Consider the following 14,036-nt stretch of genomic DNA (forward strand, 5'->3'; position numbering starts at 1 on the left):
CACTCCATCCACGGCCGCGCCCCCGCCATCGCCACCGGCCTGGCCGCCTCGCGCCGCGACCTGTCGGTGTGGGTCGTCACCGGCGACGGCGACGCACTGTCCATCGGCGGCAACCACCTCATCCACGCGCTGCGCCGCAACGTGAACCTGAAGATCCTGCTGTTCAACAACCGGATCTACGGCCTGACCAAGGGCCAGTACTCCCCGACCTCCGAGGTCGGCAAGATCACCAAGTCGACGCCGATGGGCTCGCTGGACGCGCCGTTCAACCCGGTGTCGCTGGCGCTGGGCGCGGAGGCGTCCTTCGTCGCCCGGACCGTCGACTCCGACCGCCAGCACCTCACCGAGGTCCTGCGCCAGGCCGCCGGCCACCCGGGCACGGCGCTGGTCGAGATCTACCAGAACTGCAACATCTTCAACGACGGCGCCTTCGACGCCCTCAAGGACCGCCGGCAGGCCGAGGAAGCGGTCATCCGGCTGGAACACGGCCGGCCGATCCGCTTCGGCGCCGACGGCTCCAAGGGCGTCGTCCGCGACCCGGCCACCGGCGATCTCGAGGTCGTCGCGGTCACCGCGGACAACGAGGCCGACATCCTGGTCCACGACGCGCACGCCGCGTCACCGACCACCGCGTTCGCACTGTCCCGCCTCGCCGACCCCGACACGCTGCACCACACCCCCATCGGGGTGCTGCGCTCCGTCGGCCGGCCGGTCTACGACACGCTGATGTCGGACCAGCTCGACACCGCGGTCGAGCAGAACGGCAAGGGCGACCTCGCGGCACTGCTCGCCGGCGGCGACACCTGGACCGTCGTCGGCTGACGGGGGAGGGACCGACCGACCCGGACACACGGAACCCCGTGACGGTCGCCGGCGCCTTCGCGGCGGCGGCGATTCGGCATGCCCCCGGACGCACCGTCCGGCCAACGGGCGTCGCTTCCCCGCCACTTGGTGTGACCAACCGGCTGATTGCCGTCTTGTCATGGCCTGTTACCGGCGCTTACTTTTGCCCCTCCTGACGCATGTCGAGGGGGACTCCCATGGCCGTACGCGGCCGGCACCGCCGGTACCAGCCGAACAGGATCAACCGGGCCTCACTGACCGTCACCGCGGGAGGCGCCGGCATCGCGCTCCCGCTCATCGGCACCGGTACCGCTCACGCCGCCGACGTGGACACCTGGGACAAGGTCGCCGCCTGCGAGTCCACCAACGACTGGGGCATCAACACCGGCAACGGTTACTACGGCGGCCTGCAGTTCACCCAGTCCACCTGGGCGGCGTTCGGCGGGACCGCGTACGCGCCGCGCGCGGATCTGGCCACCAAGGACCAGCAGATAGCCGTCGCCGAGAAGGTGCTGGACGGGCAGGGACCCGGCGCCTGGCCGGTGTGCTCGGTACGGGCCGGACTGAGCCGGGGCGGTGAGACGCCCGACATCCGCCCGGCCGGGGGCGCGGCGTCCGAGAAGGGCGCGGAGAGACCCGCTGCGAAGCGGGACGGGAAGGCGTCACCCGGCGGCTCCGGGAAGGCGGCCGAGAAGTCCGCCCGGACGTCCCGCAAGGCGCCCGACGTACGGCCGCAGACCACCCCGCAGTCCCGGGCCGGGAAGGCCCGCATGTACACGGTGGTCACCGGCGACACCCTGTCCGGCATCGCCGACAGCCAGCGGGTGCCGGGCGGCTGGGAGGGCCTGTACGAGGCCAACCGCACCTCGATCGGAGCGGACCCCGACCTGATCCTGCCCGGCCAGCGACTGGCGCTGCGCGGCCAGCGTGCCGCAACGGCGCCCCGCGCCGAGCACAAGGCGTCCCCGGCGGCCGAGCCGAAGCAGCAGCGGAAACCGGCCAAGCAGAAGCAGCCCAGGAAGCCGTCCTCGGACACCGGCAAGGACAAGGCCACGAGCGGTCACGCCCTCGTGGCCCCCGTCGACGCCTCCACCGGCACGCCGTACCACCAGGCGGGCTCGTCCTGGTCGAAGGGCTACCACACCGGCGTCGACTTCCCCGTCCCGACCGGCACCTCCGTCAAGGCGGTCGCCGCGGGCCACGTCGTCAGCGCCGGGTGGGGCGGTTCCTACGGGTACCAGGTCGTGGTCCGGCACGCGGACGGCCGCTACTCCCAGTACGCGCACCTGTCGGCGATCTCCGTGAAGGACGGCCAGTCCGTCGGCGCCGGCCAGCGCATCGGGCGGTCGGGCTCCACCGGGAACGTCACGGGCCCGCATCTGCACTTCGAGGTGCGGACGGGGCCCGGTTTCGGTTCGGACGTCGACCCGCTGGCGTATCTGCGGGCCGGCGGCGTCAGGATCTGATCCGCACCCGGCGCCGGCCGAGGACGGGCAGCGGGACGTACGGGCCGCCGTAGAAGGGCCCGTAGGAGACGATCCGGTCCTCGGCCGCGGGCACGGCCGGTTCCGGCGCCGCGTACGCCTCACCGGCGGGCGCGGCCGCCGGCACCGGCGCCGGGCGGGGGAGGAACACCTTGGCGGGGCGCGAGGCGAGCGGCTGCGCGCCCCCACCGCCGGCCGGCGAGCCTTCGGCGGGCCCCGCGACAGCCACGGACGTGCCGGTCACCCCCTGAACCTCGACCGAGGCAGGGATCACCGGCTCGTGGAGGACCGGCGCGATCGCCACCGGCAGGCCCGTCACCGGCCGGCCAGGGACGGCCCCGACCGCCGGTGCCGCGGCGGACGCGCAGGCGGCCTCCGCCTCGGAGACCACGCCGTCGGAGACCGCCCCGGCCCCGCCCCCGGACACCGCACCGTCCGGCACAGCCTCCGCGTCGACCCCCGTCGCGGCCTCCCGCGCCAGTCGTTCCGTCGTCAGCAGGATCAGTCCGCCCGCGGCCACCACACCGCAGCTCAGGGCGAGCGCGGTGCCGGTCGTGCCGTAGCGGAAGGACTCGCCGAACATCGTGATGCCGACCACGGCCGCCACCACCGGGTTCGCGACCGTCAGCACCGCCAGCGGGGCCGCGAGGCCGGCGCCCCGGTACGAGGCCTGCGACAGCAGCATGCCGGCGGTGGCGAGTACGCCGATCACCGCCAGGGAGGGCAGGTCGGCGGCCGACACACCGCCGGTCCAGTCGACCGCCACCGTCTTGGTGAACACCGAGGACATACCGAACGCGATGCCGGACGCGGTCGCCAACAGCACGCTGCGCACCGCGGGATGCCGCTGCGCGGCCCGGCCGGCGATCATCAGCGTCACGAGCGCACCGGCCGTCACCACGGCCACCGTCACGCGCTGCGCCGTGTCCAGCGACCGGGCGTCGGACGCGCCGACCAGGGACAGCAGACCCGCCAGACCGACCGTCGCCATGATCGCGCCCCGCCAGGCCGTCGCACCGGCCCTGCGGCCCACGAACAGCGCCGCCATGGGCAGGGCGAACACGATGGTGAGGGCCCCGAGCGGCTGCACCACGCTCAGCGGGCCGTAGGCGAGTGCCACCACGTGCAGGAGACCGCCGAGGCCGTTGAGGCCGACCGCCGCCCACCAGGCGGGCCGGCGCAGGGGGGCGTACTGGACACCGGTGGAGGACGCCGCGACCCGCTCCTGCACGATCGCTCCGCCCGCGTACGCGACGGCGGAGACGAGCGACAGCAGCACGGACAACGCGAGGGCGCTCATCGGCGGCTCCTCTGCGTGAGGCGGGGGCTCACGGCCCGGCGCGGCGAACGGTCGTCTTCCATGGACAACACGATGCCGTCTCAGGGTCTTCCCGTCGTCGTCCCTGAGCACTCATTGGGTCCTACTACCGATGGAGTACGACGACGGTGCCGTCCTCCCCAGGGTGGGCGTCCTTCGTCGAGGACCCCTGACCGCGCCCCGTGGGGGCCTTGATACTACTGCTCTCCGTGGACCTCGATCCCGGCCTCGCCGCCCTCCGCCCGCTCGGCGGCTTCTTCGTGCTGCGCGCCTCCCGGCCGCTCCCGCACCGGCCGCTCCCCACCCTCGCGCACGCATGGCGGGAGGACCCCGTGGACGGCCCCGCCGGCGGCCTTCCGCACGACCCCCTCGCCTTCCGCGTCCGGAAGGTCGCCGCCGCCCTCCGCGCCCCCGAGACCCGGATCGCCGCCTCCGTGGTGCACCAGGGGCTCGCCGCCCGCCTCTGGTCGGTGACGCTCGGCTGCGCCGCCCTCTACGGCCGGGTCCCCGACCTGGACCCCGGCCTGCTGCACTGGGACCCCGACGCCACCGCCCCCGACGACCTGTGGCTCACCGAGGCGCGTGCCCGGCCGGCGGACGCCGCCACCGTGGCGGAGGTCGTGCTCGACACCCACCTGGTACCGCTGACGGCGGCCCTGCGCGCCCGGTACCGCCCCGCGACCGGACTGCTGTGGGGCAACGCCGCCTCCGCCCTGGCCGGCGCCGCCCGCGAACTGGACCGCTGGGCCCGCCGTCACGGCCGTACCGATGCCGCCGCCCGCGCCCGCTCGCTGACCGCCGGGCTGCTCGTGCACCCCCTCCTCGCCGGGACCGGCACCCTGACGGGCACCGCCTTCCGTCGTCGTAGCTGCTGCCTCTACTACCGCGTGCCCGGCGGGGACGTCTGCGGCGACTGCTGCTTCTCCCTGCCCCCTCGGTCGCGCTCTTCGCCGCCTCCTCGCTCTCCGAGGGCCCCGCGCTCTTCCCCGGGCGCCCCGTCTGAGTGACCATGAAGGGACCAGCCGCCGAACAGGGGAGGTTCCGGGTGCGTGTGGGACTGCTGACCCGGGAGTATCCGCCCGACGTGTACGGCGGCGCGGGCGTGCACGTCGAGTTCCTCGCCCGGGAGCTCGCCCGCCTCGTCGACCTGGACGTGCACTGCTGGGGCGAGGGCCGCACCGACGGCGTACTGCGGCACCGCCCGTGGTCCGCGCTCGACGGCGCCAACGACGCGCTGCGCACCTTCTCCGTGGACCTCGCCATGGCCGCCGCCCTGGAGGGCCGCGAGCTCGTCCACTCCCACACCTGGTACGCGAACCTCGGCGGCCGGCTCGCCCAGCAGCTGTACGGCATCCCGCACGTCGTGACCGCCCACTCCCTGGAGCCGCTGCGCCCCTGGAAGGCCGAGCAGCTCGGCGGCGGCTACGCCCTGTCCAGCTGGGCCGAACGCTCCGCCGTCGAGTCCGCCGACGCCGTCGTCGCGGTGTCCGGCGCCATGCGCGAGGACATCCTCGCCTGCTACCCGGCACTGGACGCGTCCCGGGTCCACGTCATCCACAACGGCATCGACACCACCCTGTACCGGCCCGACCCGAACACCGACGCCCTGGACCGCATCGGCGTGGACCGCTCCCGGCCGTACGTCCTGTTCGTCGGCCGCATCACCCGCCAGAAGGGCGTGCCCCATCTGCTGCGGGCGGTGCGCGGCATCGACCCGGCCGCGCAGGTCGTGCTGTGCGCGGGCGCCCCGGACACCCCCGAGATCGACCAGGAGTTCCGCGACCTCTTCGCCGAACTGAGCCGGGCCCGGGAGGGCGTGCACTGGATCCCGCGGATGCTGCCGCGTCCGGAGGTGATCCAGCTGCTGACCCACGCCGCCGTGTTCGTGTGCCCCTCGGTGTACGAGCCCCTGGGCATCGTCAACCTGGAGGCGATGGCCTGCGGCACGCCCGTCGTGGCCTCCCGCGTCGGCGGTATCCCCGAGGTCGTGGCGGACGGCGAAACGGGGGTACTCGTGTCCAAGGACGACGGCGACAGCGGCAGCGGCCGGCGGGACGAGGACTTCGAGGAGGGCCTCACCCGGGCACTGGACTCCGTCCTGGGCGACCCGGAGGCCGCCCGGCGCATGGGCGAGGCGGGACGGGAGCGCGCGGTGGACGAGTTCGGCTGGGACGCGATCGCCCGCCGCACGGTCCGGCTCTACGAGGAGATGCTCAAACAGGCTTAGGCGGTCGGGCCCACGGGCAGGCATGGGCCACCAACGAGGGTGAGGGGAGCGGCCATGCGTCGTGGTGGTCCTTCGGTGCTCGGGATCGTGCTGGCGGGCGGGGAGGGCAAGCGTCTGATGCCCCTGACCGCGGACCGCGCCAAACCCGCGGTCACCTTCGGCGGTACGTACCGCCTGGTCGACTTCGTGCTGTCCAACCTGGTCAACGGCGACATCCTGCGGATCTGCGTCCTCACGCAGTACAAGTCGCACTCGCTGGACCGGCACATCACCACCACCTGGCGGATGTCCAGCCTGCTCGGCAACTACGTCACGCCGGTCCCCGCCCAGCAGCGCCTCGGCCCGCGCTGGTACCTGGGCAGCGCCGACGCGATCCTCCAGTCGCTGAACCTGGTGTACGACGAGCAGCCCGAGTACGTCGCGGTGTTCGGCGCCGATCACGTGTACCGGATGAACCCCCGCCAGATGCTCACCCAGCACATCGAGTCCGGCGCGGGCGTGACCGTGGCCGGCATCCGGGTGCCGCGCACCGAGTCGTCGTCCTTCGGCGTGATCACCCCGGGGTCCGACGGCCGCACCGTCACCGGGTTCCTGGAGAAGCCCGCCGACCCGCCCGGACTCGCCGACGACCCGGACCGCGTCTTCGCCTCGATGGGCAACTACCTCTTCACCACCAAGGCCCTCGTCGAGGCCCTGCACCGGGACGCGGAGGACCCGCACTCCGTGCACGACATGGGCGGCTCGATCCTGCCCCAGCTCACCGAGCGGGGCGAGGCCGCGCTCTACGACTTCAGCGCCAACCACGTGCCGGGGGAGACCTCTCGCGACCAGGGCTACTGGCGGGACGTCGGCACCCTCGACGCGTACTACGACGCCCACATGGACCTGATCGCCGAGCGGCCCGCCTTCAACCTCTACAACCGCGACTGGCCGATCTACACCCACTCCACCCAGCTGTCCCCGGCCCGGTTCAACGCCGGCGGCATGGCCAGCGAGTCGATCATCAGCGCGGGCTGTCTGATCCGCGGCCAGGTCACCCGGTCCGTGCTGTCGCCCGGCGTCGTGGTCGACCCCGGGGCGGTCGTGCAGGGCTCGGTGCTGCACGACAACGTCCACATCGGCCGGGGCGCCGTGGTGCGCGGGGCGGTGCTGGACAAGAACGTCGAGGTGCCGCCGGGCGCGACGATCGGCGTCAACCCGGAGCGGGACGCCGAGCTGTACACCGTCTCCAAGGGCGGCGTGATCGCGCTGGGCAAGGGGCAGCGGGTGCCGTAGGGGCTGCGCCGGCCGCGGCTCCGGGGGCTCGCGCCGCCCCCGGGGCCTTTGTCATGTCCCTGGACGCCAAGCGGAATCCATGTTGTCATGCCACTGCTGTTACATCGATGTATGACATCGATGTCCTGAGCCACCAGCCACCACCCGTTCTCGAGGAGAGGGCCAGTGCGCACCAAACGACTCAGAGACAGACTGGCGTTACTGCTCGCCGCCGCCCTGGGCGTCGCGGGACTCGCCGCCGTACCGGACGCGAGCGCGGCCGACGCCGCCGCCGAGATCCACGGTCTGAAGGGCGAGTACTACACCCAGTCCGCCCCCGGCGCCTTCGACTTCCACGAGCTCAAGGCCACGGGCTTCGACCCGCAGATCGACTTCGGCACCCTGGAACCGCGTCTGAGCTTCGCCACCGGCCGGTCCGACGACGTCAGCGTCCGCTGGACCGGCAAGCTGGTGCCGGAGAAGACCGGCGCCCACACCTTCTCGGTCACCGGCGACAACGGCTTCCGCCTCTGGATCGGCGGCAGGCTCGCCATCGACCACTGGGTCGACGACTGGGACCGCGAGCAGACCGCCGAGCCCATCGAGCTCACGGCCGGACAGTCCTACGACATCAAGCTGGAGTACTTCGAGCACTACGGAGGCTCCAACCTGCACCTGCGCTGGACCGAGCCCGGCGGCACCAAGGAGCCGGTGCCGCACTCGGCGTTCCGCCTGCCCGACGGCTTCGACTACGACGGTGCGACGGCGACCACGGTGCTCGCCACCGGCCGCACCCTCGCGCTGGACTTCGCCCAGCCCCTCGCCGCCGCCCCGGCCGGCCTCGCCGACCACCTCGAAGCGGTGATCGGCGGCGCCAGGTGGCCGCTGGGCGAGGCCACGGTCGACCCGGCCGACCCCAGCACGCTCCTCGTCGCCCTCGGCGAACCCGTCGTCGGCAACAGGACCGGCACCGCGCCCGGCACCGCCGACGTCCGCTACGACGGCGCGGGCGGCCTCACCGGTGCCGACGGCAACGTTGTCAAGACGTTCTGGAGCAGCGGCGCGAACCACTCCACCTACGAACTGCGCACCCAGTGGGCCGACGACGTGGACCCGGACAACGCCCACCCGGAGTACCCGCGCCCGCAGCTGACGCGGGACGCCTGGCGCAGCCTCAACGGCCGCTGGCAGTTCGCCGCCGCCGAGGCCGGCGAGCAGCCGCCGGTGGGCAAGCGGCTGAAGGAGCGGATCGTCGTCCCGTACCCGGTGGAGTCCCAGCTCTCCGGCATCCAGCGGCACGAGGACCGCATGTGGTACCGCCGCACCTTCACGGTGCCCCGCGACTGGCACATCGGCTCCGGACAGCGGCTGCGGCTCAACTTCGGCGCCGTCGACTGGCAGTCCGAGGTGTACGTCAACGGCACGAAGGTCGCCGAGCACAAGGGCGGCTACGACAAGTTCAGCGCCGACGTCACCGACGCGCTGAAGCCCGGCAGCACCCAGGAGCTGATCGTCGGCGTGTACGACCCGACCGACGCGGCGAACGGCGAGAACCCGCCGCTCGGCAAGCAGCGCCTGGACCCGAGCGGCATCTGGTACACGCCCAGCTCCGGCATCTGGCAGACGGTCTGGATGGAGCCGGTCGCCCGGGACCACGTCGACGCCCTGAAGCTCACCCCGGACGTCGACGCCGGCACGCTCACGGTCGAGCCCGAGGGCGTGCGCGACGGCGTACGGATCAGCGCGACGGCGTACGCCGGACACCGCAAGGTCGCCACCGTGAGCGGACGCACCGGCGAGCCGCTCACCCTGAGGATCCGCGACCCGCGCCTGTGGTCGCCCGACGACCCGTTCCTGTACGACCTGAAGGTCACCGTCGGCACCGACCGTGTCCAGAGCTACTTCGGGATGCGTTCCGTCGCCGTGGAGAAGGTGAACGGCGTGCCCCGCACCGTCCTCAACGGTGAGCCCGTCTTCATGATGGCCACCCTCGACCAGGGGTTCTGGCCGGACGGCCTGCACACCGCGCCCACCGACGAGGCCCTCGCGTACGACCTGAAGCTGCACAAGGAGCTCGGCTTCAACTCGGTGCGCAAGCACATCAAGGTCGAGCCCGACCGCTGGTTCTACTGGGCCGACCGGCTGGGCCTGCTGGTGTGGCAGGACATGCCCGCCATGACCGCCGGCGTGAACCCCGGCACGGCCGCGCGCGCCGAGTACGAGCGCGAGATGAAGGAGATGATCGACGAGCACATCAGCAGCCCGTCGATCGTCATGTGGGTCACCTTCAACGAGGGCTGGGGCCAGTACGACATCGGCCGCGTCGCCGCGCAGGCCAAGGCCTGGGACCCGACCCGCCTCGTCAACAATCAGTCGGGCCTGAACCTGGGGGCCGACGGAGGCGCCGGCGACATCATGGACGAGCACGGCTACCCGAGCCCCGCCCTGCCGCCCCGGCCGGACGGCGAACGTGCCCTGGTCAGCGGCGAGTACGGCGGCCTGGGACTCGCGGTGCCGGGCCACGCCTGGTCGGTGCAGCAGTCGTACGTCGACGTGGACCCGGCGACGTACACCGACGACTACCTCACCAAGCTCGACGAGGTCCGCGCCCTGGTCTGCAAAGGGAGCAACGGCGCCGTCTACACCCAGATCACCGACGTCGAGGGAGAGCTGAACGGGCTGACGACCTATGACCGCAAGGTCCTCAAGCCGGACGTCGCGCGGATGAAGGCCGCCCACGAGGCACTGATCCGCGACGCGTCCCGGCCCGCCCCCGCGGGGTGCCCGGCCGGCTGAGCACCCGGCACGGCCCCCGGTCGGCCCGCAGCCGTCCGGGTGGGGAAGCGCGGGGCGGGCGGCGCCGCCGGTGCCGACGTGACCGCAAGCGCCCCATGAGTCCCAGGAGTCCGGCCCCTTCCCGAGGGGCCGGACTTTTAATCCGTTGTTAACTGTGCGTAGCTTGATCGTACTTGACCGTAATCGGCAGAGGGCGATTGACTGCTTGTCCACCCGTCGTCCTTGCGAGGCAAGCCCTTGACTTCCGATCTGCTCGCTCCTCTCGACCTGGCGTTCTGGAACATCGAGTCCGCCGAGCACCCCATGCACCTCGCGGCGCTCGGCGTCTTCCCGGCTGACTCGCCCACCGCGGCCGCCCACGCGGCGGACCTGCTCGCGGCCCGCGCGCCGGGAGTCCCCGGGCTGCGGATGCGGATCCGGGACACCTGGCAGCCGCCGCTGGCCCTGCGCCGGCCCTTCTCCTTCGGCGGCGCCACCCGCGAGCCCGACCCGGGCTTCGACCCGCTCGACCACGTCCGGCTGCACGCCCCGACGACGGACTTCCACGCCCGGGCCGGCCGCCTGATGGAATGCCCGCTGGAGCGCGGCCGGCCGCCCTGGGAGGCCCATGTGCTGCCCGGCGTGGACGGTGAGTCCTTCGCCGTGCTGTTCAAGTTCCACCACGCCCTGGCCGACGGACTGCGGGCCCTGGCCCTCGCGGCGGGCGTCCTCGACCCGATGGACCTGCCCGCGCCCCGCCCCCGGCCCGAGGCGCCCCGGCGCGGTCTCCTGCCCGATGTGCGCACGCTGCCGGACCTGGTGCGCGGCGCCCTGTCCGACGCGGGACGCGCCCTGGACATCGGCGCCGCCGCGGCCCTGTCCACCCTCGACGTGCGCTCCTCGCCCGCGCTCACCGCCGAGCCCTCCGGCACCCGCCGCATCGCGGGGGTGGCCGTCGACCTCGACGACGTGCACCGGATCCGCAAGACCGTCGGCGGCACCGTCAACGACGTCCTGATCGCGGTCGTCGCCGGCGCCCTGCGCCGCTGGCTGGACGAGCGCGGCGAAGGCAGCGAGGGCGTCGCGCCCCGCGCCCTGATCCCCGTCTCCCAGCGCCGCCCCCGCAGCGCGCACCCGCAGGGCAACCGGCTCTCGGGCTACCTGATGCGGCTCCCGGTCGGCGACCCGGACCCGCTGTCCCGGCTCGGCACGGTGCGCGCCGCGATGGACCGCAACAAGGACGCCGGGCCGGGGCGGGGCGCCGGCGCGGTCGCCCTGCTCGCCGACCACGTCCCGGCGCTCGGGCACCGGCTCGGCGGCCCCCTGGTCGGCCAGGCCGCCCGGCTCTGGTTCGACATCCTCGTCACCAGCGTGCCGCTGCCGAGCCTCGGCCTGCGGCTCGGCGGGCATCCGCTCACGGAGGTCTACCCGCTGGCCCCGCTGGCCCGCGGCCACTCCCTGGCGGTCGCCGTCTCGACGTACCGGGGACGGGTCCACTACGGGCTGGTCGCCGACGCGAAGGCCGTGCCGGACCTCGACCGGCTCGCCCGGGCGCTGTCCGAGGAGGTGGAGACGTTGCTCACTGCCTGCGGCCCTTAGGGGCTGTCGTCCGGATCGTCCCAGGGGGCGCGGGGCGTGGCACGCGCATCTGCGGCGTTGTCGTCGGCTGCCAGGGCTCCGCCCTGTCGCCCTCCTCCGCCTTGCGGCTGCACGCACCGCCCGGCTCACGGCGTTCAGCGGTACCGTCCGTGGCGACCGGGATGATCCACACGACAGCCCTGCCCCCGGCCGTTTTGGATCCGGGCCCCGGGCTGAATAAAATCCGCTGTTCGAACAGCGGTCGCGTCTCGGAGCGCCGCCACGGTGACCCAGGGAACGGCAGCGGCGATGACGGTGACACAGGACGGCCCGGCGACCACGGACGAGGCGGCCGCCTCCGCGTACGGCCCCGGCATCGACCCGGAGCGGCTCTCCGTCTGCCTGAGCGTGCTGGCGGAACTCGACGAGCTGGACGTGGACCACCCCGACGCGATCGCGGTCCGCCGGGCAACCTCGCACATCTACCGCATGGTCAAGCAGCGCCGCCGCCAGGAGCGCCGGGCCGCCAAGACCGCCCACGACAAGGCGGTCACCGAGGCCACCGCCACCGGGTCCGCCGAGCGCATCGACGACGAGACCGAGGGCATCCTGCCGTCCTCCCGCACCGAGGAGGGCGCGATCGCTGGGATACTCCAGCGCCCGCGCTCCTGCTACATCTGCAAGCAGCGCTACGTCGAGGTCGACTACTTCTACCACCAGCTCTGCCAGTCCTGCGCCGCCGAGAACCGGGCCCGGCGCGACGCCCGCGCCGACCTCACCGGCAAGCGCGCGCTGCTCACCGGCGGCCGGGCCAAGATCGGCATGTACATCGCGCTCAGGCTGCTGCGGGACGGCGCGCACACCACGATCACGACCCGCTTCCCCAAGGACGCCATCCGCCGCTTCAAGGCCATGGACGACTCCGCCGACTGGATCCACCGGCTGGAGGTCGTCGGCATCGACCTGCGCGACCCGGCCCAGGCCGTGGCGCTGGCCGACCAGGTCACCGAGCAGGGCCCGCTCGACATCCTGATCAACAACGCCACCCAGACGGTGCGCCGCCTGCCCTCCGCGTACGCCGCCCTCGTCGAGGGCGAGAGCGCCCCGCTGCCGGCCGGTGAGCTGCCCGCCCACCACGTCATCGGCGCCTTCGGCTCCGGTGCCGTGGACGGACTGGCCGCGCTGCCCGTCGGAGCCTCGGGGCTCGACGCGCAGAAGGTGGCCGACCTCGCCCTGGTCGCCGGCAACGCCAGTGTGGTGCGGCACCGCGAGGGCACCGCCATCGACGCGGGCGGCCTGCTCCCCGACGTCGTCGACAGCAACACCTGGGTGCAGACCATCGAGCAGATCTCCCCGGTGGAGCTGCTCGAGACCCAGCTGTGCAACTACACGTCTCCGTTCATCCTCATCAGCAAGCTGCGGCCGGCGATGGCCGAGGCCGCGCGCAGGGCGTCCTCCGGGCGCGCCTATGTCGTCAACGTCTCGGCGATGGAGGGCGTGTTCGCCCGCGGCTACAAGGGTGCGGGCCACCCGAACACCAACGCGGCCAAGGCCGCCATGAACATGGTGACGCGGACCAGCGCCCAGGAGATGTTCGACACCGACCGCATCCTGATGACCTCGGTCGACACCGGCTGGATCACCGACGAACGCCCCCACTACGACAAGCTGCGCCTGGCCGAGGCAGGCTTCCACGCCCCCCTCGACCTGGTCGACGGCGCCGCCCGCGTCTACGACCCGGTGGTGCGCGGCGAGGCGGGCGAGGACCTGTACGGCGTCTTCCTCAAGGACTACGCGCCCGGCAAGTGGTGACCGCGGTGCCGGGCCGACGGCCGTAATCCGCTGGCCCGTTCGCCGGGCGTCGCCCTACCGTGGGGTGTGCGCCGGCGTGCCCGGTGCGCCGGCCCCGCGTACTTCGTGGTTCGACCCCATGCAGGCCCACCCGTGGGCCTGTCGCCCCGTCGGGGGGCACCGCGCGGCCACCCTGATCTCGGGCACGCCTGGCGCGCACCCGCGGTGGATCCGGTCAGTCGACCGCTCCCAGCCGCGAGTTGCGCGCCGCCAGCAGTTCCAGCACCGTCCGCCAGTCCTCCAGGACCCCGGCGTCGAAGGCGGAGGTACGGGCCTCCTCGCCTGCCTGGCGCAGGCTGAGCAGGTCGTCGTCGTGGCAGCGGGCGTCCGGGAGGGCGAGGGCGTGCAGCAGGTGGGCGACGCGTGGGCCGAGCAGCGGCCGTACCGCGTCGGCCGTGCGGCCGGCCGGAGCGCCGGGCCACAGCAGCGGCCCCACCACGGACACCAGGCCGGCCACCTGGAGCTCCTTGTCGGCGGGGCGCCGCCGGCGCAGCAGCGCGGCGGTCCGGAGCGCGTGCCCGTGCGGATCCGCGGGGCCGTCGCCGTGACCGGAGGACGGCCGTGCGCCCCGGCAGGCGTACAACAGGTCCATCAGCTCATCGACGCTGCGCAGTTCCATGCCCCGGTCCTCCCACGAGACAGCCGCCCGGACCGCCAGCGCACCATGGCGAGCTTGCGACGCGGCCAACGGCACCTGAACGGCACC

General features: G+C 73.3%; 10 protein-coding genes. 8 read left to right on the forward strand and 2 right to left on the reverse strand.

What is annotated here, in order from left to right; translation table 11 throughout:
- Positions 1-822: 2-oxoacid:ferredoxin oxidoreductase subunit beta (locus tag ACIRG6_RS34340; protein WP_403325613.1), on the forward strand; the 822-nt coding region annotated here is incomplete at its 5' end.
- 218 nt (positions 823-1,040) lie between these two features.
- Positions 1,041-2,309: a transglycosylase family protein gene (locus ACIRG6_RS34345; RefSeq protein ID WP_403325616.1), complete on the forward strand. Its 1,269-nt coding sequence runs from the start codon at positions 1,041-1,043 to the stop codon at positions 2,307-2,309.
- Here the strand turns inward: ACIRG6_RS34345 and ACIRG6_RS34350 are convergent.
- Positions 2,299-3,627, reverse strand: a complete 1,329-nt coding sequence (locus ACIRG6_RS34350; RefSeq protein WP_403325619.1) for a DMT family transporter — start codon at positions 3,625-3,627, stop codon at positions 2,299-2,301. The two genes, ACIRG6_RS34345 and ACIRG6_RS34350, sit on opposite strands and share 11 nt — an antisense overlap.
- A 227-nt stretch (positions 3,628-3,854) precedes the next feature.
- On the opposite strand from ACIRG6_RS34350, the gene ACIRG6_RS34355 reads away from it, so the two are divergent.
- The 6 genes from ACIRG6_RS34355 to ACIRG6_RS34380 all read left to right on the forward strand — a co-directional run bounded on the left by ACIRG6_RS34355 (position 3,855) and on the right by ACIRG6_RS34380 (position 13,291).
- Positions 3,855-4,652, forward strand: coding sequence for a (2Fe-2S)-binding protein (locus ACIRG6_RS34355; RefSeq protein ID WP_403325622.1), 798 nt, complete (start codon positions 3,855-3,857; stop codon positions 4,650-4,652).
- Positions 4,653-4,690: 38 nt separating this feature from the next.
- Positions 4,691-5,872, forward strand: coding sequence for a glycogen synthase (gene glgA, locus ACIRG6_RS34360; RefSeq protein WP_403325625.1), 1,182 nt, complete (start codon positions 4,691-4,693; stop codon positions 5,870-5,872).
- A gap of 54 nt (positions 5,873-5,926) precedes the next feature.
- Positions 5,927-7,147, forward strand: coding sequence for a glucose-1-phosphate adenylyltransferase (gene glgC / locus ACIRG6_RS34365; protein ID WP_318215539.1), 1,221 nt, complete (start codon positions 5,927-5,929; stop codon positions 7,145-7,147).
- Positions 7,148-7,312: 165 nt separating this feature from the next.
- Entirely contained in the window at positions 7,313-9,922 is a 2,610-nt protein-coding gene (locus ACIRG6_RS34370) for a PA14 domain-containing protein (protein ID WP_403325628.1), read from the forward strand.
- A gap of 237 nt (positions 9,923-10,159) precedes the next feature.
- Entirely contained in the window at positions 10,160-11,500 is a 1,341-nt protein-coding gene (locus ACIRG6_RS34375) for a wax ester/triacylglycerol synthase family O-acyltransferase (RefSeq protein WP_350721725.1), read from the forward strand.
- Positions 11,501-11,788: 288 nt separating this feature from the next.
- Entirely contained in the window at positions 11,789-13,291 is a 1,503-nt protein-coding gene (locus ACIRG6_RS34380; RefSeq protein WP_364824547.1) for an SDR family NAD(P)-dependent oxidoreductase, read from the forward strand.
- 214 nt (positions 13,292-13,505) lie between these two features.
- Here the strand turns inward: ACIRG6_RS34380 and ACIRG6_RS34385 are convergent, their stop codons facing one another.
- Positions 13,506-13,949, reverse strand: coding sequence for a hypothetical protein (locus ACIRG6_RS34385; RefSeq protein ID WP_364682272.1), 444 nt, complete (start codon positions 13,947-13,949; stop codon positions 13,506-13,508).
- Between the last annotated feature and the right edge of the window lie 87 nt (positions 13,950-14,036).

The organism is Streptomyces flaveolus (genome assembly GCF_044765825.1).
Lineage (GTDB): Bacteria > Actinomycetota > Actinomycetes > Streptomycetales > Streptomycetaceae > Streptomyces > Streptomyces flaveolus.